The organism is Proteiniclasticum ruminis DSM 24773, from assembly GCF_000701905.1.
Lineage (GTDB): Bacteria > Bacillota > Clostridia > Clostridiales > Clostridiaceae > Proteiniclasticum > Proteiniclasticum ruminis.
Map to the genome: position 1 here is coordinate 67,349 of NZ_JNKC01000010.1, position 22,424 is coordinate 89,772.

The 22,424-nt window shown below is 44.2% G+C and carries 21 protein-coding genes; 3 read left to right on the plus strand and 18 right to left on the minus strand.

The window, feature by feature from the left end:
- Nucleotides 1-207: 207 nt before the first annotated feature.
- The 12 genes from T487_RS0111550 to glmS all read right to left on the minus strand — a co-directional run bounded on the left by T487_RS0111550 (nt 208) and on the right by glmS (nt 11,154).
- Nucleotides 208-624: a DUF2703 domain-containing protein gene (locus tag T487_RS0111550; protein WP_031577291.1), complete on the minus strand. Its 417-nt coding sequence runs from the start codon at nt 622-624 to the stop codon at nt 208-210.
- A gap of 81 nt (nt 625-705) precedes the next feature.
- A complete protein-coding gene (rsmH, locus tag T487_RS0111555) occupies nt 706-1,773 on the minus strand; it encodes a 16S rRNA (cytosine(1402)-N(4))-methyltransferase RsmH (protein ID WP_031577292.1) in 1,068 nt (355 codons plus the stop codon).
- A gap of 309 nt (nt 1,774-2,082) precedes the next feature.
- Nucleotides 2,083-2,547, minus strand: coding sequence for a hypothetical protein (locus tag T487_RS16635; RefSeq protein WP_051651691.1), 465 nt, complete (start codon nt 2,545-2,547; stop codon nt 2,083-2,085).
- 165 nt (nt 2,548-2,712) lie between these two features.
- Nucleotides 2,713-3,306 carry a hypothetical protein gene (locus tag T487_RS0111565; RefSeq protein ID WP_031577293.1) on the minus strand — a complete coding sequence of 198 codons (594 nt, stop codon included), beginning with the start codon at nt 3,304-3,306 and terminating at the stop codon, nt 2,713-2,715.
- 121 nt (nt 3,307-3,427) lie between these two features.
- Complete coding sequence (locus T487_RS16040; protein ID WP_051651692.1) at nt 3,428-4,387, minus strand: zf-HC2 domain-containing protein; 960 nt, start codon at nt 4,385-4,387, stop codon at nt 3,428-3,430.
- Nucleotides 4,377-4,871 (minus strand): RNA polymerase sigma factor, encoded by a 495-nt coding sequence (locus tag T487_RS0111575; RefSeq protein WP_031577295.1) that lies wholly within the window; start codon nt 4,869-4,871, stop codon nt 4,377-4,379. The genes T487_RS16040 and T487_RS0111575 overlap by 11 nt, the downstream gene beginning before the upstream one ends.
- Nucleotides 4,872-5,102: 231 nt before the next feature.
- Nucleotides 5,103-5,675, minus strand: coding sequence for a Fe-S-containing hydro-lyase (locus T487_RS0111580; RefSeq protein WP_031577296.1), 573 nt, complete (start codon nt 5,673-5,675; stop codon nt 5,103-5,105).
- Nucleotides 5,675-6,517: a fumarate hydratase gene (locus tag T487_RS0111585; RefSeq protein WP_031577297.1), complete on the minus strand. Its 843-nt coding sequence runs from the start codon at nt 6,515-6,517 to the stop codon at nt 5,675-5,677. Before T487_RS0111585 ends, T487_RS0111580 begins: the two co-directional genes overlap by 1 nt.
- Before the next feature lie 91 nt (nt 6,518-6,608).
- Nucleotides 6,609-7,856: a methylaspartate ammonia-lyase gene (locus T487_RS0111590; RefSeq protein WP_031577298.1), complete on the minus strand. Its 1,248-nt coding sequence runs from the start codon at nt 7,854-7,856 to the stop codon at nt 6,609-6,611.
- A 1-nt stretch (nt 7,857) separates the two neighbouring features.
- A complete protein-coding gene (locus T487_RS0111595) occupies nt 7,858-9,318 on the minus strand; it encodes a methylaspartate mutase subunit E (RefSeq protein ID WP_031577299.1) in 1,461 nt (486 codons plus the stop codon).
- A 9-nt stretch (nt 9,319-9,327) separates the two neighbouring features.
- Nucleotides 9,328-10,716, minus strand: a complete 1,389-nt coding sequence (glmL, locus tag T487_RS0111600; RefSeq protein ID WP_031577300.1) for a methylaspartate mutase accessory protein GlmL — start codon at nt 10,714-10,716, stop codon at nt 9,328-9,330.
- 6 nt (nt 10,717-10,722) lie between these two features.
- Complete coding sequence (gene glmS, locus T487_RS0111605; protein WP_031577301.1) at nt 10,723-11,154, minus strand: methylaspartate mutase subunit S; 432 nt, start codon at nt 11,152-11,154, stop codon at nt 10,723-10,725.
- Nucleotides 11,155-11,689: 535 nt separating this feature from the next.
- Between glmS and T487_RS0111610 the strand changes: the two genes are divergently transcribed.
- Nucleotides 11,690-12,634, plus strand: coding sequence for a P1 family peptidase (locus tag T487_RS0111610; RefSeq protein ID WP_036909463.1), 945 nt, complete (start codon nt 11,690-11,692; stop codon nt 12,632-12,634).
- A 146-nt stretch (nt 12,635-12,780) separates the two neighbouring features.
- Here T487_RS0111610 and T487_RS0111615 read toward each other — a convergent pair whose 3' ends face one another.
- From T487_RS0111615 to rplM, 4 genes are all read right to left on the minus strand, one after another.
- Nucleotides 12,781-14,376 carry a Na/Pi cotransporter family protein gene (locus T487_RS0111615; RefSeq protein ID WP_031577303.1) on the minus strand — a complete coding sequence of 532 codons (1,596 nt, stop codon included), beginning with the start codon at nt 14,374-14,376 and terminating at the stop codon, nt 12,781-12,783.
- Between the two features lie 194 nt (nt 14,377-14,570).
- Nucleotides 14,571-16,166: a Na/Pi cotransporter family protein gene (locus T487_RS0111620; protein ID WP_031577304.1), complete on the minus strand. Its 1,596-nt coding sequence runs from the start codon at nt 16,164-16,166 to the stop codon at nt 14,571-14,573.
- A gap of 344 nt (nt 16,167-16,510) precedes the next feature.
- Nucleotides 16,511-16,903 carry a 30S ribosomal protein S9 gene (gene rpsI, locus T487_RS0111625; protein WP_031577305.1) on the minus strand — a complete coding sequence of 131 codons (393 nt, stop codon included), beginning with the start codon at nt 16,901-16,903 and terminating at the stop codon, nt 16,511-16,513.
- Between the two features lie 19 nt (nt 16,904-16,922).
- Complete coding sequence (gene rplM / locus T487_RS0111630; RefSeq protein WP_031577306.1) at nt 16,923-17,357, minus strand: 50S ribosomal protein L13; 435 nt, start codon at nt 17,355-17,357, stop codon at nt 16,923-16,925.
- A gap of 369 nt (nt 17,358-17,726) precedes the next feature.
- On the opposite strand from rplM, the gene T487_RS0111635 reads away from it, so the two are divergent.
- Nucleotides 17,727-19,046, plus strand: a complete 1,320-nt coding sequence (locus T487_RS0111635; RefSeq protein ID WP_031577307.1) for an IS30 family transposase — start codon at nt 17,727-17,729, stop codon at nt 19,044-19,046.
- A 316-nt stretch (nt 19,047-19,362) separates the two neighbouring features.
- Here T487_RS0111635 and T487_RS0111640 read toward each other — a convergent pair whose 3' ends face one another.
- Together T487_RS0111640 and T487_RS0111645 are read right to left on the minus strand one after the other, a co-directional pair.
- Nucleotides 19,363-21,156, minus strand: a complete 1,794-nt coding sequence (locus tag T487_RS0111640; protein ID WP_081827640.1) for a sensor histidine kinase — start codon at nt 21,154-21,156, stop codon at nt 19,363-19,365.
- The gene (locus T487_RS0111645; RefSeq protein WP_242848058.1) at nt 21,153-21,809 is read right to left on the minus strand and encodes a response regulator transcription factor; all 657 of its coding nucleotides are present in this window, start codon (nt 21,807-21,809) and stop codon (nt 21,153-21,155) included. The genes T487_RS0111640 and T487_RS0111645 overlap by 4 nt, the downstream gene beginning before the upstream one ends.
- 263 nt (nt 21,810-22,072) lie before the next feature.
- Between T487_RS0111645 and tnpA the strand changes: the two genes are divergently transcribed.
- On the plus strand, nt 22,073-22,424 hold a 352-nt coding region (gene tnpA, locus T487_RS16285), incomplete at its 3' end, for an IS200/IS605 family transposase (RefSeq protein WP_031577313.1).

The following is a 22,424-nucleotide window of genomic DNA, read 5'->3' on the forward strand; positions in this document are numbered from 1 at the left end:
CCCCATTATTGATTCATCTAGTTCTATAGGTACACTGTAGCACTTTCATTGTCCCGAAAACCGTACAGATGTAGAGTGTTCATCACTAAAAATTAATATGATCGTTTTTCAAACACTAAAAAAGCTCCAGCAAAACCGCCAGAGCTTTTCCATTTGAAAATCGATTATTTTATATCCGAAAAAGTAAGAAGCAGGTGGATTAGAGAACTAAAAGCCTGGCATCATCAGTACCGATGGTCCCTCATCCTCCAGCCCTGCTATCATAAACACTGCTTTTCGGATGGCCATAGCCGGGATATCCTCATACTGCTGCCCTTCAAAAATCACACTTCTGCAGTAGGTCTTTTCATCTAAAAGATCCGAACAGGAACCGCAGTAGCTTTCCGTGATCTCGATGGGTATGATCTCTTCTATCAGCCTTCCATTCAAATACAGAGCATTGGACAGTGAAATATCTTCTTTGTCCAGTTTGGTTTCAAACCACTCCACCTGAACCCCTTTTGTCTGAAGCTCATCGTTCAGTTTCCTCACTTCTTTCTGAAGAGTAGTTCCTGTATCAAAGCACCGGTCACAAGTTTCTCCTCCAACATCTAAATGTTTCCATTCAATCAGCACTTTATTCATATTTTCCCTCTCTTTTAACTTCTCAGTGAAAAGAATCTAATTCTCATGATTTCACTGACTGTCCAACAAATAAATTCTAACTTAAGCTTTTATCGCCCACCTGAGCTTTGCAGATCTGGCCCTGCCGTTGCTTCTGATCTCCTCATCGGAAGGCCTGATGGGACTCTTGGCCACATCGCTGTACATGCCTTCCCTTTGATAATGCTTGAATGCTTTCTTCACAAGCCGGTCTTCCCCGGAATGGAAGGTAAGAATGGCGACACGTCCACCCGGTGCCAGCACATGGGGAAGCTTCTCCAGAAACTCAAAGAGCACTTCAAACTCGCTGTTCACATCGATTCTCAATGCCTGGAAACATCTCTGACAGGACTTCTTGATGTCGTCTTTTCTTGTTTTTTCGGGAATGAACTGCAGCGCCTCAGAGATGATCTCCCGCAGCATGGTGGTGGTGGAAATCTCGATGCCCTTCTTATTGTACCTGGTAATGGCCTTTGCAATGACATCCGCATAGGGTTCATCGGCATTTTCAATGAACATCCCCTCCAGCTCTTCCTCTGTAAGAGATTTGAGACGCTCGGCTCCGGAAACCCCTTTCTTCGGATCCAGTCTTAAGTCTAATGGTCCATCCACCTTGAAGGAAAATCCTCTCTCCGGATTGTCGATCTGCATGGAAGACACACCAAGATCCGCCAGGACAAAATCTAGAAGTCCTGACTCTTTTACCACCTCATCAATCTCCGCAAAGTTTCTTTGAAGGATGGTGAGGATTTCTGGCCCGAATCCTTGAGCGGCCAGTCTTTCTCTTGTTTTTGGAAGTTCAATAGGATCCACATCCAAAGAATAGAGATGCCCTTTCCCCTGAAGCTTCGCTGCCATTTCTTTTGTATGGCCCCCGTAACCTAAAGTAGCATCAAGCCCCCTCTGGCCTGGCTGGATATTCAGAAACTCTAGAATTTCATCCACACAGATGGAGCGGTGCATCCCTGCTGGTGTGCTTCCCTTCTCCATGACTTTCTTCACAGTTTCCTGATACTTTTCTGGCTGAAGCTCTTTATATTTCTCTTCAAACTTCTTGGGATGAGTGCCGCTGTATCTTTTTCTTCTCTTATGTTTGACCTCTGTCTGTTCTACATTATTCTTCTCGTCCATGTTTTATTTACGAAGTACTCTTACGGTGAATCCATCCAAGGATGTGCTCTGCCCTTTTCCTTCTTCTCCTCCTTTAAAGCTATTCCTTACTACCCATACTACCCTATTTTCAGTGTTTTGTAAGCTACAAGAATCCAGGCCTCATTGAAACAGGTCTCCTTTCTCTTCTCCAACCTTTCCCTGAAAAACAAAAAATGCACAGATGTTCATCCATGCATTTTTGTGTAGTCAAGCTATAGAGAGCTGTTAGAAATTTCCATCTGCCTTCATTTCTGTAAGAAGGGTGTTTGCAAGCTTCAGGTAGTTGTCTCAAGCGCCGTTTCTCACGGTGAACCCGCTGGAAGCATAGTTTCCGGACTCATCGATGGCTGGAAGCTCACTTAGATCCAGAAGATCCTGAGTGTCCACTACCTTTGCATTCAGCGCATCCATCTGGACATTGAATCCGATTCTGGATGGCTCATCGTACTGTACAGAACCATACTTGGAAAGACCATAGTACATTTTCTGTGCTGGAGCTTCGATGTCTTTCGCTGCATCTGCAAAAATCTCATCGTATCTTACAGAGGTGATCTTCTTGTCTTTCAGGGTCACCTGAAAGACAAGAAGAGGAAATCCGATGCTCCAGACAAAATTCAGCCTGAAGCCATTGAAGTTGAGCCTGATGGATGCGTAAACCAATAGAAGCCCCAATAATCCTGAAACCATAGACACTGAAATTTTATAGACTCTTTCAGAATTCTTACTGCTCTTTTCTCCAGTTTTTCTCTCCATCTTCTCCCCACCTCATTGGACTACTCTCCACAGAAGAAGATTTTCAGGACGTTTCCTGCAGTGGCGTCCGGATTCCATTGAAACGGATAGAATGAGATATCGAAAATGATCTCCTTATAAAGTAAAAAGCAATGAGAAGTGAATCTCATTGCTTTTTACAGGACGTTATTCTGAAACATCCTGCTGATCTGTATCAAATTTATAGAAGTCGAGATCATTCTCATAGGTTTTCTCCACGAAATCTGACATCATCTCATGAAAACTTCTCTTCTGCTTTCTCATGCCTAAAGTTTTCCTGCTGACAATGACATGAAAGTACTTTTCTTTCACATAGAGATGAAGATGTGCGGTCCGTTTTCCCAGAACCCGATCCGCAGGCTCGCAGGACTCAATTTCATCTAAAGAAAGCGGATATACTTCCACAATCTTTGTCTGCCATTTGTTGAGCATATACAGCGTATAGCCTCTTTCATCCTGGACCACAAAGCCACTGTCATTGAAAATTCCTGCAGTACCACTCCAAGCAGAAACCGTTATTAGAAAAAGCTTATTCATGAACCTTACCTCTGAAAAAAGCACATAGAGGACGAAAGAAGCAAAGGCTATCCATCCGAGTATTTTCTTCACCTTGGTCCACAGAATCCGTTTATCATCATCTACCCCATTAAGAATGATGACATACAGCACTTTTTCCAAATTTACAGAATCATCCACACGTCTTATGGCTTTTTCCACAGCCTTATCCCGCAATATAAACATAGGTTATTCCTCCATGATGTCTTATTTCAATGATACTTATTGTTACTATCTAGTATGCACAATTTTATTCCATATGACAATATTTTTTCTGACGCCTCATGAGCATATGAATGTGATGATTCTAGTCCGTCAAAAAGTACCGGACCATGATGGCGCCAAAACCAATCACCAAAAACATCAGCACATACACAAGCCACAGCTCAGCAGATCCAATGCCGCTGCCTCCCTGATTCCCAGACTCTCCTACAAGAAGAGACTCTGTGATCTCTTCTCCTGTCTCATCATAAAAAGTCACATCTGTAAGGTGATAATTGTATAGCTCCACATTCTCACTTTTCTCCAGCTCCTCCACCAGAGCCTCTAAAGAATAGACTTCCAGAAACTGCAGGTTTTTCACAGGAAATGTAAGGGTCCTCTCTACTCTCTCATCCGATGCCCATCCTGGTGACTTATAAGCACTGAACTCCAGCCCGTACCGTGCAATGTCTTTGGAAAGACTGTATCCGCTGACAACCACCTTCTGTTCTTTCTGATCTTCCCAGTAAAATGTCTGGATCACAGAACTGTAGGCTGAAGTTCTTAGATCCGCCCGGATGATCCGATACTTGCCATTGACTCCCTTTTCAAATTCTGCAACACCATTTCTCGTCTCTTTCTTGAAATCTTTAAAGGAAACAAGAAGAGCGCCATCCTCAAGACGCAGGGTCTCCAGAGCATACCCTTCAAACTCCTTTTCAAAAGGGGAGACATACTCCGTCACAGCTTTTGATAAATCTCCTTGATCCAAGGTGTATCTGAACTCATAACTGTAGATACCAAAAGCAATAACCAGCGCAAAAAGTGCACTCAGCACTGCGCCAAGAAGCTTTGTTTTCTTCACTTTTTTTAAAAATTTCAGTTCTCCTTCTGGCGCTTTCTCCATATGGTCCATCTCATGAGAGAGATTCTCCGCTTTCTTTCTGCAAGATGCACAGCCTTTCAGATGCTCTTCTATAAATTCATTGGTTTCTTCCCTCGTAAGCTCCTCCAGAAAACTTGGGAGCAGATCTTCAACAATGCTGCACTCCATCTCACTTTTCATTTGTTTCCACCTCCATGATCTTCTGCTTTCCTCGGTAAAAAGTTACACGCGCCCAGTTTTCTGTTCGCCCAAGAATTTCTCCAATCTGTCTGAAACTCAAATCCCCAGTGAGCCTTAACCGCATAACCTCCCGAGTCTTCTCCTCAAGTTTTTCGATTCTTTCATAGAGAATTTTCTTCTCTTCCCTTTCCAGCATCTCCTTCTCTGTCTCTTCCCCCGATGCTAGGGTCTCTATGACTTCTTCCAGAGATTCTGGCTTGTAGTGATTTCTTCTTTTTGCTTCCTTATACCAGAGATGCTTTGCAATCTGGCAGAGCCAGACAGAGACCTTACAGTCTCCACGGAAATCCTTGTAGCTTTTCACAGCCTGATAGAAGGTTTCCTGGGTCAGATCCTCGGATAAGTCTGCACTGCCTGAAAGTACATACAGGTACTTGTACACCGTCTGAAAATATTCTTCATAAAGCTTTCCTACGTCTTTCACCTTCCACCTCCTGTTACTGATATGAGTATATAGATGCCGTTTCGTTACAGAATTTCAGAAGTTTTTTCTTTCCTCACCCAATACCGCCCTTTTGCTTTATTTTGAGAGATCGGATGGGAAACCTCTATAGGTAGCGTACCATATCCTCAAAAGCCTTGCCATGAATCCTTTTTTCTAAAAAAAAACAAGGCAGTGGTCACATCAAGCTTCCACTGCCTCTCATATATAGTTCTACTTTTCTTCTTCCTCTTTCTTCCAGGCAAGATACTGCTCTCTACCCAGTTCATAAAGATCATTTCCATTGCTGTCGATGATGACAGTCACAGGGAAGTCTTTCACTTCCAATCTTCGGATTGCCTCTGGTCCAAGCTCCTCATAAGCGATGGTTTCCTGAGCCAGAATGGTCTTTTTGATGAGAGCCCCTGCGCCGCCGATGGCTGCAAAGTAAATGGCTCCATGCTCCACCATTTTTCTCTTCACTTCATCATTTCTCTTTCCCTTGCCAATCATCCCCATGAGTCCAAGATCCAGAAGTCTTGGGGTATATGCATCCATTCGAAGACTGGTGGTAGGTCCCGCAGACCCGATGACTTCTCCTTCTCTTGTGGGGGTGGGTCCTACATAATAGATCACCGCTCCCTCAATGTCAAAGGGCAGCGCTTCTCCATGATCCAGACGCTCCATGAGCTTTTTATGGGCTGCATCTCTTGCGGCATAAATGGTTCCTGTTAAAAGCACATTGTCTCCAGGCTTCAGGTTCATGACCTTTTCTCTCGTTAGTGGTGTTGTCAGTTTGATCTCCATTATAAGGTCACCTCCTTATGACGGGTGGCATGACAGTTGATGTTCACAGCCACAGGCAGTCCTGCAATGTGGGTCGGGAAATACTCGATGGCCACCTTCAGTGCTGTGGTCTCTCCACCAAAGCCTTGGGGTCCGATGCCCATGGCATTGATGGTCAGAAGAAGCTCTTTCTCCATCTCTGCATAGTAAGGATTCTCATTGTAGTCTTCCAGTCTTCTCATGAGCGCCTTCTTCGCCAGATAGGTCACCTTGTCAAAGGTGCCCCCAATACCAACGCCAACCACCATGGGTGGGCACGCATTGGGTCCAGCCAGCTCCACAGTCTCTAGGATAAACTGCTTGACCCCTTCCACCCCTTCGGAGGGCTTCAGCATCTTCAGGCGGGACATGTTCTCAGAACCGAATCCTTTTGGCGCCACCATAATCTTCAGAGCATCTCCCGCTACCAGCTCATAGTGGATGACCCCTGGGGTGTTGTCTCCTGTGTTTTTCCTGTTCAGCGGATCTCCCACCACGGATTTACGGAGAAGCCCTTCTTCATAGCCTTCCCGGATTCCTTGATTGATGGCATCCTCCAGTAGTCCATTTTCAATATGGACTTCCTGCCCCATCTCCACAAAGACCACCACCATGCCTGTGTCCTGACACATGGGCACCATATCTCTTTCAGCAATCTCCGCGTTTTCGATGATCATTCCCAAGGTATTGGTGGCTAAAATCCACTTCTCTTTTTTCTTCTGTTCCCGGAGAGACGCCATGACATCTTCCGGCAGGAAGTAGTTGGCATCCATGACCAGTTTCTTGACCTCTTCCGTGACCTTTCTTGCATCAATTAATTTCATTACGCATCCACCTTTATCTCTTCCTTCATCTATCCAAAAAAGAAATACCGCACTTCCTACATTCCATAGCTTGTGCGGCATACTTTCCTATCTACTGATTCTGCCTTCTTTTGGCCAGCGCCAGCACTCTGTTCATTTCATTATTGACGATCATAAAGCCTTCATCCACACCCATACCAGGTTTTGCAAGCACTTGCTTGGCTCCGCAGGCCATACCGATGTTGGTGCAGACCTCTGCACTTCTGTTGGTCTCATTGCAGGTTCCGCCAAGATACGCGCCGATGCCCTTTTCTTTGCAGTAAAGGATGGCCTCAATGGAGTTGTTCACGCCGCCAAGATCTGGTGTCTTCACCTGAATCATGTGACCTGCCTTATTGTCCGCAAAATACACCACGTCATCATAGGTATTGCACCACTCGTCCGCCACCAGCTCCACATTGATGTTTCTGTCATCAAGGATCTTAGTGAGATCTCTTAGGGCTTCCATCTGCTTGGTTCTTTCCCCCACATCCATGGGTCCTTCGATACGAAGAAGAAATGGCTTTGCCGCTTCCTCCAGTGTCTTCAGATAGTCCGCCATCTTCTCCAGGTCCTGGTTAAAGATTCTTCCGATGGTGCCATAAACGTCCACATGGAAAATTGGTGTATAGTCTTCTGTCATCTTATACTGAAGCACTCTGTCTCTCATCCAGGTGATGTAGTTTAAAAGAATCTCTCCATTTTCACCGAGCTTTTCCTTCACATTGTTGATCAGTGCATGTGGCATAACGTCCGTTCCCTTGATGATCATCTTGTCCACGTTGTTATACCTGTCGTCTCCACTCTGGGCAAAGATCGGTACACGATTCAGTGCTACTCCAGTCTCGTATTCCTTCTGAACAACTTCAGCCATGGTAACTTTATTGCACTTGGCTGCCGCATCGAGCAGCGCCTGGGTCATACCGTAACGGATGGCGGTATGGAGCCTTTTCCCCTCATGGGACAGACTGTCAATCTCATCAGCCAGAGGCTTGAACGAAGAGGCATCTTTACCAATGAGATGCTTCTTTGCTATGTCTTCAATGACTGGAATAAAGTCCTTTGCAATGAAAAGAGGATCTCTTCCGCCTGCACCGGAGTACTGGACTGCAGCGCAGTCTCCATGAGCGATTTCTCCGTTTTCAAGAATCAGCATCACAGAGATACTTTCTCCTGGAACTCTGATGGAAGTAAAGCCTTCCGTCTCCGGTTCTCCCACATACATAAATCCGTCATGACCTGCACCATTCACAATGGCTTTCTGATCATCAAAATAAAACCCAGTTCTGCCTTCTGAACACACCACATCAATAATCTTCATTTTACTTCTTTTCCTCCGGTCTGCCGATGAGATTTCCCTTACCAACGGCAAAAATATCGTCTACTGTCATCTGGAAAGTCACGTCTCTATTTTCAAAGCGCCCTCTCTCCATGAGTTTTTCTTTGTTGAAATCTATGAGGTCCTGGGTGAAGGGAAGATTTCCTGGCATCAGGTATCTTACCGCTCCCTGGTTGTCTCTTGCAGGCATCATCTTTCCTGCGTTGTATTTGCTTGGCGCAAAGGGAATGTCCACAATGCCCAGCTTGAAAGCTTCCACCGTGCCTCTGGCAAAATCGCCCTTGCCCACTTCATACACACTGTCCAGCATACACTTGGTTTCTGCCTTGATGATCTTGATTTCCATTTCCAGCTCTTTGCTCATGGGCATTCTCTGGCCCCGGAGCATATTAAGAGTCATCTTGGTGTCTCTGATGCCCTGCGCATTGGCTTCCATGGTTGGAATACCCAAAGCTTCATGAGGCGTCTTTACAATAACCTTGGTGGCTCCTGCCATGGCGGCAGTGGCTGCGCCTAGAGAGATGACACCAAAAGCCTTGGCTTCATCCGCTGGGAACCCACCCATCCACTGATGGAATACTGTGGTGACAAAAACATCATTGTACCCGAACTTCTTCAGATACTCTTCTGTCTGCTCTTCCAATGCTCGGATGGCGGCCACGTCCTGAATGATGTTACCGCACTGACCATATCCTACGGTGATGTTCTTCACGCCCTGCTCTGCTGCAAGAAGCGCTTCGAGAATCGCCACAGTATTGGAGATGGAAGGGGGCACCAATGTCCCTGTGAGTGGTCCGAAAGGCTCACGGTTCAGTTCAATCCCCTGCTCCTGATACCATCCTGTGAGTCTGTCGCAATACTGCCAGTCTCTAATGGTTCTTTCCATGGATACGCTCTTAGCGTAGGGAATGTTATAGCTGATGCCTCCGCCTTCATTGGAGGTCCATCCGGAAGCGGTGATGATCTCACTAAGAAGTCTTGCATCCGGTGTGCCATGTCTTGCCTGAATGGGATTCTTGATGGATTCATAAACTTCTCTGCAGCCTTTTACCCCGTGATTCACAGCGGGGAATCCATTGAGAAGAGATCTTCCCGCTTTGATGGATTCATCGATGCCCACTTGGCATTCATTATAGCGGTTCTGTCTGGTGTAGGAATCGATGGTGGAGGGCAGAAGATCTGCGCCGCCTTCCTCTTCCAGGTAGTTTAGAAGCTTGATGTGTTCACTGATGAGCGCCACACCTGCTCTTGGCTGAGCCAGGGTCACCCCTTCTTCCTTGGCTTTTCTGAGCTTCTTGGCAAAGTTCTTCTCTTCAGGCACCTTCTTCAGATATTCTACAGCTTCTGTCAGGTCCACATCTTTTCCTGTGGGCCAGTGGGTAAGAATTTCTTCCCGGATCTTAAAAAATTGCTCTTCTGAGAGTTTTTTGTTTTGCAGGTCCATTTTTTTCTCCTAACATTTCACAACATATTTTTTCAGCATTCGTAAGGCTTTTTCCTCGTCCACCATGGCCAGTAGTCCCAGAGCGGAGAGTATGTACTTTTCATCAATGAGATACTTCGGATGTCTTGGCTTCAGGGAATCCAGATCTTCTTCATGGAACAGTCCCGCTTTCAGGATCTCTTCGGGATTTCTTGAATTCACAATGACACCACCGGTACCCACCAAATAGGGAAGCTCCATGAGATCTTTCCCTTCCTGGGAATACATCATCCCAAGAGGTGAATAGACTGGCGTCACAGTCCCCGCGTGACGCTTCATGGAGATGTCCACACAGATTTTCGCCATGACTTCATCAAACTGAAGATCTTCTTCTGTGGAAGGCACAAAATCTGTATGTTCATACCGGAAGGTGAAGGCTTTCTCCACATCCATGTCTTCCAGATGACTGAGCTTATAGCGCCTTAGATATCTTTTGCCCGCAGCCTCATAGAGGGAAAGTGCGGAGTATCTCATTCCAAGGTCCCCTTCTACCGTTCTCTTTGCAACGGGCTCCTCCAGTCCTCTTAAGACTACAGAAGGCTTGCTGGGTGCTCCTTCGCAGACGCTGTGCACATCTGTGGTAGCTCCTCCAATATCCACAACGGCTAAATCTCCAATGCCATCTTCGTGCTTTGTCCCCTGACTGAGCACTTCCGCTGCCTTCAATACAGCTGCGGGTGTTGGCATCAGAATGCCACTAATCAGATCTTTGGCCTTGGACATCCCTTTGGCTTTCACAATATTTTCCATGAAAATATTCCGTATGGTTTCACGGGCAGGCTCCACGTTGATCTGATTGAGACTGGGCATCACATTCTCTGTGATGTGATAATTCATCTGCCCTTCAAATATCTCAATAATCTCATCGTTCGCGCTCTTATTCCCCGCAACCACCACCGGAATCTTAATTCCCGCTTCTTTCAGCATCCTGGCATTATGGATGATGACATCGGTATTTCCTCCATCGGTTCCTCCCGCAAGAAGAATCATATCCGCCTTGGCATTCTTGATTCTCTTCACTTCACTCTGGTTCAGTTTAAAACTGAACACATCAGTGACTCTGGCTCCTGCACCCAAGGCTGCTCTTTTTGCCGCTTCCATGGTAAGCTCAGGCACCAGGCCAATGGAGACAATTTTTAACCCGCCTGCAGCCGAAGAGCAGGCGAGTTTTTGTTCAAATTCTATATCATTGGGAAGATCATTCATGAGCAGCGCAAAGGCCTTTCCGAACCCTTCCATCACGTCGGTCTCCACAGTCGTATATGATTTTGCAGTGGCCAGGATGATGTCTTCCTCTTTGCTTACCGCCGTAAGCTTGGTGTAGGTGCTGCCAAAATCAATAAATAGATATGCTTTCATGGCGCATTATGCCCCTACCACAGCTTCAAGTAAACCCAGGTCTTCCTTCAGGTCATGTATTGCAGTTGCAACAGTGGTGCCAGGTGGATATACCCGGTCAAATCCCATCTGCATGAATCTCTTCTTCACTTCCTGGAAATCCTGCTTTCCTACCACGATGTTTCCACCAACATACAGCTTAATACCAGAAAGTCCTGCTTCGTCACACTTCTCTCTCATGCCTCTGCAGTCGATTTCTCCATGACCGTAGAGAGAAGAAACCATGATCACTTCTGCTCCCGTTTCAATGGCGGCATTGATGAAGTCTTCCTGTGGAGAAAGAACCCCAATATTCACCACATGAAATCCTGCTTCGGTAAGAGAATAGTCGAGGATTTTGTTTCCTACTGCATGGCAGTCAGCCCCAATTACCCCTAGTACGATTGTCTTTTTACCCATATCTTTTTGTACACTCCTTATAAGTGAATGATTATTATCATTTCTTGTAGGCACTTTCTAAAATCAGTGTCTCAATCCTGCAAGTTTATCTTTCATGATTTTATGGCCTTCGACCTTCTTTACACTCTCATCATAACACAGTTATTAATAGTTTCAAGTGGTGCTAGACAAGTGAAAAGCCTTGTAAATTCAATGGTTCCATAATCATGCACCCCCTATTCCCGAGGGATTCTTATTGCTCATCCTAATCTGAATTCACATTCTTGCCAACTTTCATTTTGGGGGCGATTTGAATCAAATCCTGCATAAAACGATTCCATTCTGCAATTACAACCGCCAACTTATTCAGAGGTATGGTTCATAAATATGCTTCTCTTTATGCACTTTTTGTATAAATATTCACAGATAATCCGAAAAATATTTTTTGATATCCTTTACATCATTAATATTTTCTGAAGACAACCGGTCTTTTCTTCCATTCTTCTTTCTAGATTCCTATGATAAAATGAAATCAAAATGAAAAGGAGCGATATGCATGAAAGAGATTTCAATCCATGAACTGGATGGCTTTTATATCGGCAATGCAGAGGATCAGGAAGGTGGAACCGGATGCACTGTAATCTTATCCCCTGATGGGGCAACACCTGGTGTAGACGTGAGAGGTGGTGCCCCAGGCACCAGAGAGACGGACCTCATCGCCTCAGAAGAAATGGTGGACAAAGTCCACGGACTTCTCCTAGCAGGGGGCAGCGCCTTTGGACTGGATGCAGCCTCTGGTGTTATGGCTTATCTGGAAGAAAAGGGCATCGGATTCGATACAGGTTTTGCAAAAGTCCCTATAGTGCCAGGCGCAGTGCTGTATGACTTGGGCTATAAAGACCCTAAAAGAAGACCAGATGCCTCCATGGGGCTTAAAGCAGCTATGCATGCCATGGACAAAAACTATAAAGATGGTAGCTTCGGCGCTGGAACAGGTGCTACCGTAGGTAAAATACTGGGACCAGAGACTTCTATGAAATCAGGCATTGGATCCTTTGCTGTATCCCTGGGAGACTTAAAGATTGGATGCATCATTGCCGTCAACGCCTTTGGCAGCATTTATGAAGGAGAAAAGATCTTAGCAGGCCCCTGCCAGGGTGATGTGCTTCTTCATACGGATGATCTTCTTTTTAATGGCTATGCTGCAAGTTTCAAAGGGAATACCACCATTGGATGCATCTTAACAAATGCAAAGCTCACAAAGAGCCAGGCCAATAAAGCAGCTTCCATGGCACAAGATGGTATGGCTAGAGCCATCCGCCCCATCCATACTATGGTGGATGGAGATACACTCTTTGTTCTAGGTAACGGTGAGGTCCCCTGTGATGTTACAGTGCTTGGCACAGCAGCTGCCCATGTGGTGGAGAAGGCTATTCATCAGGCTGTAAAAAGCGCCACCTGTACTATCTTGAGAAGCGCTTCCTCCATTGACTCCCTATAAGATCATCATGGTTTAATCATTTTATTCAAAGTAGAGTGAAAATAAAGAGCTGAAATCTCACTCACGATCTCAGCTCTTTTCTATACTTATTTTTCAGCGGAACAATGAACCTTAGGGGTGTACTATAGGATTCCGCGAAAAGTCTCTTAATCTCTTTCCTGAATTCCTGAAACAACATCCGCCATATTCTTTGCATGGTCTCCCACACGTTCCAGATTGGATATGACATCCAGGAACAGAATGCTGGACAGTGCTTTAAACCTGCCCTGCTGCAGTCTCCTGATGTGGCTCTGACGGAACTCTTTCTGAAGCGCATCAATCTTTCTTTCCACCGCTTCAATCTTCATAGCATAACTCTTATCATTCTCTTTATAACATCCAATGGCGATATTCATGGCATTCTCTGTTTCAGCAAAAATCGCACGCAGTTCTTCGGCCCCTTCCGGTGTTAGGTCCGCTTCTTTCTTTTGCTTTTCCACTGCCAGCTCCAGTATATTCTCCGCATGGTCTCCCACTCTTTCGATGTCGTTGATCACATGATACGTGTTACCAATTCTTCTGAACTCTTCTATATTGATTTCTGTCGCAGAAAGCTCCACCAAAAAATTGGTGATGATTTCTGTCACTTCATTGATTCGTTCTTCATTCTTTGTGATTTCATCCTCATGAGTCAGATCTCCCGTCAGAAAAGCCTCTGTAGCCAGATGGACATTTTTCTTGGCAAGTTCAGCCAGTTTTACGGTTTCAAGCACCACCTGACCTTCTGCGATGGTTGGCGTCTGAAGCAGTCTTCTATCCAGAATTTCATTATCCATTTTCACTTCATCTCCCACAATCTTATTGGCCATGGTGATGAGCAGATGTCTGAAAGGAAGAAGAATGAGGGTGTTCGACAGGTTAAAGAACAGATGGATGAAGGATATCTGGTACTTTACGCTTTCCGGAGAAATACGGGTGACGATGGAGATGAGAAGTCCACCCAAAGGAAGAAAAATCAGTGCTCCAATGAGGTTAAAGAGAAGATGGATCACTGCAGCCTTCTTCGCTGTTTTGTTTGCTGTAATGGAAGAAAGGAGAGCAGTGATACACGTACCGATGTTAGCTCCGAGAATTATTGGAAACGCAATCTGAATGGTGATGTTTCCAGTATTGGTCAGCGCCACCAGAATACCCGTTGTTGCGGAACTCGATTGTATAATCAGTGTAATACCAAGCCCTACCAGTAGTCCAAGGTACCACTGATTTCCTAGGCTTACAATGAGCTCTCTAAACATCTTAGAATCTCTTAACGGATACATGGCATCACTCATAAGACTCATACCAAGCATCATAATACCAAATCCAAGTGCAATGGATGCGATATCTTTTCTCTTTTTAGCCTTGCTAAAAAGCATCAGAATAGAGCCGAAAAATAAAAAAACAGGTATAATTGCATCCACATTCAAGGACACAAGAAATGCTGTCACCGTGGTTCCAATGTTGGCTCCCATGATGATTCCTGTAGCCTGAACAAGGTTCAGAAGTCCAGAGTTCACAAAACCCACCACCATGACCGTGGTGGCAGAACTGGACTGAATGAGCATCGTCACAAACGCACCGACAAGAACTGCTTTTAAGGGACTGGACGTGACTTTTTCCAAAATGAATTTCAGTCTGCTTCCAGCTGCATTCTCCAGTCCGTCTCCCATCATTTTCATACCATATAAGAATAAACCAAGCCCACCTAAGAGCGCGATGATCATTGCTGTATCCACAATGTTTCCTCCAAAATTATATACTTTTTATGAATCCTAAGTCATTCTACTCCAATGCAAATCATTTGAAAAGAGCGTTTCTTCTCATTTAACAAAGACTTAACCCACCTCTTCTTGTGGCTATAACAAAAGAAAGCATCCCGGACATGGCGCCCGAAATGCTTCCTGAAAAGTTCGTATCATTAATCTCTTTCTTTGATTTCTGCAATGGTATCTGCAATGTTCTTCGCGTGGTCACCCACTCTTTCCAGATTGGAGATGAGATCAAGGAAAAGAATGCCAGCAAGAGCACTGCATCTTCCTGCATTCAGTCTTCTGATATGAGCATCCCGATACTCCTTCTGCAGTTCATCAATTCTCTTTTCTGTCTGCTCAATACTTACTGCCTTCTGCTTGTCATTGTTCTTATAGCTTTCAATGGCAATGTCCATGGCAAGATTCGTATAGTTATAGATATTCTTCAGCTCTTCTACACCCTCAGAGGTAATCTCCACATTTTTCCTGTTTCTTTCCTCAGCCAGTTCCATGATGTTTTCAGCATGGTCTCCAATACGCTCGATGTCATTTAGCACATGATAAGTATCTCCTACCCGGGCAAATTCATTGATATCAATATCGCTTCCGGAAAGTTCCACAAGAAAGTTTGTTATGATTTCAGTTATTTCATTAATTCTTGCTTCATTCTCATATACCAAATCATGGTGTTTCAAATCATCGTTTAAAAATGCATCCACAGAAAGCTTGAGATTTTCCTTTGCCATCTCAGCAAGTTTTACCGTTTCCAGGATTACCTGTCCTTCTGCAATACTTGGTGTCTGAAGAAGTCTTCTGTCCAGAATCTCCGAAGCCTTGTCTTCTTCCTCTCCTACCAATTTATTCGCAATGAGAATCAGAAGTCCTGCAAATGGAAGAAGCGCCAGAGTGTTGGACACATTAAAGATTAGATGGATAAAGGAGATCTGAAGCTTGATGCTTTCCGGTGCCAAGAAAGTAACTACATTGATCAAATATTTACCAAGCGGCAAGAACAGAACAGCTCCCATGATATTGAAGAGCAAATGGATTACAGCTGCTTTCTTTGCCATCTTGTTTGCAGTGATGGAGGATAGCAATGCCGTAATACAAGTACCGATGTTGGCACCAAGGATCAACGGAAACGCCGCCTGTATACTGATTCCCCCTGTAGAAGTAAGCGCAACCAAAAGTCCTGTGGTCGCTGAGCTCGACTGAACCAGCATAGTGATTCCTAATCCAAGAAGGATACCTAGATACCACTGGGTTCCCACAGTCAGAATGAGGTCTTTAAACACCTGTGAGTCTCTTAGAGGATACATGGCTTCACTCATCAGTTCCATACCGAGCATCAGAAGGCCGAACCCTAGTAGAATACTGGCCAGATCTCTTCTTCTTTTTGCCTTGGTAAACAGATAAAGAAATGATCCCATGAAAATCAGAATCGGAACAATGGCATCGATGTTCATGGAAACCAGAAACGCAGTCGTCGTTGTTCCGATGTTTGCACCCATGATGATTCCTGTTGCCTGCGCTAGATTCAGAAGACCTGAATTCACAAATCCGATGACCATTACTGTGGTAGCTGAACTGGATTGCATGAGAATGGTTACTACCGTACCGATCAGTACAGAACTGATTGGATTTGCTGTCACCTTGTTGAGTATAAACTTCAGCTTGGAACCTGCAGCATTCTCAAGACCATCTCCCATCATCTTCATGCCATATAGGAAGAGCCCCAGACCACCTAAGAGTCCTATGATCATACCAATATTCAAAAGAATGTACCTCCCACTCGAGATTTCATATATTTCCTAGTCTATAATACCGCTAAATAGAAAGTCTGTTAACTCCATGTTACAAGTTTTAACATAGAATTAACCTAGAAAACAGACTGGTAATTTTATACACTGCTCTTTTAAAAATGAAGATATTGAAACATTTACATTTTTCAGAGTAAAATATTTATGTCTCCTCTTATCTCTTTTTCCCAGCACCTTCCAGCGCACCATCGTTCCACTGATGAATAGGATGGCGTATAATTCATAATCAAATAAAAAACCTTCCAGCATAAACTGGAAGGTTTTGAATAAACAAATATTCGTCTGTATTATCTCTTTGAGAACTGTGGGCTTCTACGAGCCTTCTTCAGACCATACTTCTTTCTTTCCTTCATTCTTGGATCTCTTGTCAAGAATCCAGCCTTCTTCAGCTCTCCTCTAAGGGTCTCATCAGCCTTCAGAAGTGCTCTGGAGATACCATGTCTTATTGCTCCAGCCTGTCCGGAAAGTCCACCACCGTGTACATTTACAAGAACGTCATATGCGCTCTTAGTATTTGTAAGAACGAGTGGCTGATTAACAACAAGAATCAGAGTTTCAAGACCGAAATAGTCCTTGATGTCTCTCTTGTTGATTGTAACTGCACCTGATCCAGGTACAAGTCTTACTCTTGCGATAGATTTCTTTCTTCTACCAGTTCCCATGTATTGAACTTTTGCCATTTTTATTTCCTCCTCCCGACTAGTACTTTAGCTCAAGAACTTCTGGGTTCTGAGCTGCGTGAGGATGATTTTCTCCTCTGTACACTTTAAGTTTCTTGGACTGGTTTCTTCCCAGTACTCCCTTAGGAAGCATTCTTCTAACTGCTTCGGAGAAGGCTAGTTCAGGCTTCTTTGCAAGTACTTCTCTGTAAGGAGTTTCCTTCAGTCCACCTGGGTACTTGGAATGGCTTCTCATCATCTTCTGATCCAGCTTCTTACCGGTAAGAACAACCTGCTCTGCATTGATGATGATAACAAAATCTCCCATGTCTACATTTGGTGTAAACTCTGGCTTGTTTTTTCCTCTTAGAATCAGTGCCACCTGGCTCGCTACTCTACCGAGAGGCTTTCCAGCAGCATCGATGACATACCATTTTGGCTGATATGATCCTGGCTTTGCTAAATATGACTTCATTTCTTTCCTCCCGAAACTCCACAATTGGGGTTCCTATTACTATTCTTTCTTAGGTTTTACTCCATTGCGTGATCCGGGGCTAGTGGATCAGCACAAGTATTTTTACAAACATGAATATTATAGAACATCTTCCACTAGATGTCAATAATCCTGTTTTTCTGGTACCTAAACATTATACATGATACTTCATTGGAATGAAAGAGGTTTTCTTAGGTTTTAAAAGATTTTCCTAGTGACCTTAATTTTAAAACTAACTTCCAGTTGGAAGAAAGAAAAATAGTGAAGTGGAAGTTAGTCTTGTAAATAAGACAACAGGAGAACTATGATGGTAAGGATATCCGACCCCAGGACAACAGGAGGATATTCATAATGACCCAAAGAAAAAACTTAAACACGAGAATAGTAGCCAAGAGCAGCCATCTTAAGATTGAAGATCGGGAAGATATTGAAGCAGGACTTACTCAAGGCCTCAACTTCAAAGAGATTGCCTATCATCTACGCAGAGATCCCAGCACGATCTCTAAAGAAGTGAGGAGAAATCGCATCCGCCAGGAGGCGGTACTATTCAATGACAAAAGAAACAACTGCATCTTCGCAAAAACATGTAAGAAGCAGCATGTCTGCGAGAATAGAGACTGTAGAAAGTTTTGCAGAACCTGTCACTGTAATGACCTTTGCCCTGACTTTATTCCCTTTGTCTGCAAGAGGCATACTCGTGCACCATACGTTTGTAATGGCTGTGATGAGAAGAAGCGTTGCCCAGCTGATAGATACTTCTATCGAGCCATGACGGCCCAGAAAAGGTATCAAGAGACGCTTGTCTCTTCTCGTCAAGGTATCAATGCTACTGCGGATCAGATTGCATGCTTAAATGAGCTACTCACACCTCTCATCAAGAGAAACCAGTCTGTGAACCATATCTATGGCTCTCACAGGAAAGAATTAGGCATCTCAAAAAGCACATTCTATACCTACTGCGATCTTTCCTTATTCACCTTCCGAAACATTGATCTACAGCGAAAAGTCCGCTACAAACCACGTAAAAAAGCACATAGGCCCACCTTAGATCAAAGTTATCTTAACGGTCGGAAATATACTGATTTCAAAGAGTTCATGGAAGTAAACTCCGATAAGTCAGTGGTAGAGATGGACGTTGTAGAAACCATCAAAGGTGAAAGGGTGTTTCTCACATTCTTCTTCAGAAAAACGAAGCTGATGCTTGCTTTCATCATGGAAAAGCAAGATCAGAAGTGTGTAAGTGAAGTGCTTGATTATCTTGAAAATCTTCTTGAGCTAAGGGTTTTTCAGGAGATCTTTCCTGTTATCCTCACGGATAACGGTGGGGAGTTCAAACATGCGGATATAATTGAGCACTCTAGAAATGGAGCAAGAAGGTGTTCAATATATTACTGTGATCCCATGGCCCCACATCAGAAGGGAGCCATTGAGAAGAATCATGAATTTATCCGGGAATATATTCCTAAATCAACGAGTATCCGGTTCTGTAACCAGGAACTTACAACCTTGATGATAAACCACATCAACAGCATCAAAAGGGATTCTATAAACGAAAAAACGCCGTATGACCTAGCAGAACTCTTAATGCCACCAATAACACTAAAACTGCTAGGACTACAGCGAATTCATCCCGACTTCGTTACAAGAAACCCATCTATCTTTAAGCAATAATACATGGGGGTCGGATTGCTTATACTGAACCCTGCCAACCGGAAGTTAGTTTCGGAAACGAATTCCAGTGGGCTTATTTCCTGCGAAATAAAATAAATTCAATGTAAACAATGATGTAAGAATACCAGAGAATCAACCCTAAATCAAACAAAAAGTGTAAAATACAACTTCCAAACCGGAAGTTACTCTTACACTTTCTGCATTATTTCAGTCTTGTATTAAAACCGGAAGTTACTTTTGAATTTAACCATTTTCCTAGTGAAATCTTTCTGCCCATTTCATCCCAAAAACCTTGGCTGCAAAGCCGATTGAAAACTCAGGATCTTATGGATTTCGGTAAGACAATCTGAAAACATACCCCACCTTCACGGTTTGTCACGCTACAGGACCCACCTTGGGCTTGTACCGCCGCCCGAACAATGGCAAGCCCGAGCCCTGTGCCCCCATCTTCACGATTTCTTGAAGCATCCACCCGATAAAAGGGTGTCCATATCTTCTCTAGATGCTCTTCTGCTATATTCATACCTTCATTATCCACCGTAATGATCACCTGGTCCTTGGTACTAAAAAGAGACACTTTAATCGTTCCACCTTGGGGTGTATGAGATATGGCATTGGAGGCAAGGTTCGACACGATCGTATGTAAATTCTTGGGATCGCCCCTAAAGTATCCTTCTTCCAAATCCCATTGGAGTTTTATGTTTTTCTTCTCCACATGGAGGTTCATAGAGAACCACACCTCTTTTATCAGTGCAGCCAGATCCACCTCCTCCATGGATAAAGAAAGCCCTGACTCAAGCCTTGACAAATCCAATAAACTGCCCACAAGATTGGCCATGTTATCGCACTCCTCCAGCACAACATCCAGATACACCTCTCTTTTTAAAGGGTTAATGTTCTCTTTTGCAGACTCCGCATGGGCTCGAAGAATTGCCAAGGGAGTTTTCAGTTCATGGGCCGCAGAACGGGTGAAGCTGCGTTCCCTTTCCAGCTCCTCCTCCACGCGTTTTTTTGCTTGCTCAAAAGCCACCCCTAAGGTATTGAGCTCTTCAATGGGTCCTTCCATTAGACTTCGTCCTTCTTTCACATTTTTAGAAAGCTCTTCTACTGGCAATAACACTTCTTTGGAGAGCTTGGCTGAAAGAAACATTAAGACAAAGATGGTGAGTACTGCTGAACTTAGATAGAGAACTTTTTCTTCTTGTTGCGCTGCATGCAGATAGTCCACATGAGTAGATACTCCTCGAAGAACTCCTTGATCATCATAGCTGCCACTTACGAATGTACCTCTATCCCCTAACCACTGACCTGGACTTATCATTTCCATATGGAGTATGTTCTGTGCTTCCCGAAAAGAGGATAACCGCCTCTCCACATTGATCGGAACATCTTTTCCATTGCTCCCAAAAGGTGGGAGTAGTACACTCTGAACCTTTATATAGGCAAAGTCCCAAGTCTCCCCTGGACCTTCTGCCTCCGTTTCAACCATGGTGTCCACAGTATCTCCATTTGAAAAAATCTCTATTCTTTGCACCAAAATTTCATACCCTGGACGTTCTACACCTGTAACCCTTGCAAAAACTTTTTCCCCTCCCTGGGCTGAAGATGTTTCACTATTGACGGTGTAGTCCCATCCTTCACGATTGTGAGTGATCCACTGAGCCAAGTCCAGTTGTCCTTGATCATCTAGCCCCTCATCCAGAGTAAGGTACCACCGTTGGCCCACTTCAGGCCCTTCAATATAGCCCCATCCCCAGGACAATTGACTTTCAGCATAGCCCTCTCCTGCACGCATCACAAGTGCCATTCCCCCGTCCATTTGGCTCACTTGTCCTGTGGATAACTCGCTTAGAAAATGACTCATGATGTGCTTTGCCTCTACACCAAGACCATTTTCTAGATTTCTTTCATAGAATTCATTGTAAAATTCATCCATGCGACTTTGAGCACTCCCCATGTCCATGCGCACACGAGTAACAATCTCATCCACACGATTATTGGTGATTAGCACCATGGTACCCACCCATAAAATCAGAAAAGTGATAGCCAGAGGTCTTAGTAAGCGAATACGGAGTCTTTGAGGATGTTTGTGATAAGTTTTTTTCATCATGACTCCTCCTCCAACTTGTAACCCATCCTATACATGGTCTTGATCTGCCCTCCAGCAGAACCAAGAGTGAAGCGTAAACTACGAATCCGCACATCCACCGCCCGGTCCTCTCCCTGAAAATCCAATCCCCAAACTTTATCCAGCAGCTGTTCTCGACTCATCACTTGTCCTTTATTACGCATGAAACAAACCAGCAGCTCATATTCCCTGGGTGAAAGCTTCACTTCCTCACCCAAAACCTTGCATAAATGTCTTCGCGTGTCCACAGAAATGGCTCCACAAGTTAAGACTCCTGATGGATTCTCGCCATGTCCCCGACGAATAAGGGCTCTTGTTTTGGCCAGTAACACAGCCAAAGAAAAGGGCTTCGTCACATAATCATCTCCACCCAAGGCATAACCTTTGAGGGTATCCTCTTCTGATCCCAGAGCTGTGAGAAACAAAATAGGAACTTTGCTTTTCTTCCGGATTTCCTTACAAAGCCCAAACCCATCTAATCTAGGCATTAGAACATCTAGAATCATCACATCATATTCCTTGATTCTTATGTACTCCAGTGCTTCTACGCCATCTCGAGCCACATCACAAGTCATCTCATGGGCTGTGAAATAGTCTAAAATAATGTCTCTGATACGCCCTTCATCTTCTACCAATAATACTGTATCTATAAGTCATCCCTCCTTTGTCCTAAATAGTAGCAATAAAATATGTCGTGAAGATGTTCATAATCTTTTTACCCTTCTTAGATCTCTTCCTAGTTTCATCCATTTAAAAGAGGCTCAACCTTAGGCACAGACTTTTACAGGAATTGCGCCAGAAAGCCCATACCGAGCTTGCCGGCTTCAGCCGTGGGATGAATGGCGCTTGCCTGGCAAAACATATTGTAGCTTGAATCTCATGCTGATACAATGTGTTTATGAGCCAAACATATAGAAGAACTCAAACAACTGTATCGCTAATCAATTATCATTTTGTATTCTGCCCTAGATACCGCAGAAAAGTATTGGTAGGCGCAGTCGAAGAACGATTGAAAATTCTACTTTCTGAAATTTGTGAAGAAATAGATATTCAAATACTGGCAGTGGAATGTGATAAAGATCATTGCCACCTTTTCGTCAACGCATTGCCAACAATCAGCCCATCAGACATAATGGCAAAATTGAAAGGAGTGACATCAAGAAGATTGCGACAGGAGTTTTCACACCTGAAGCATTTACCAAGTCTGTGGACACGAAGCTATTTTGTATCTACCGCAGGAAACGTATCGA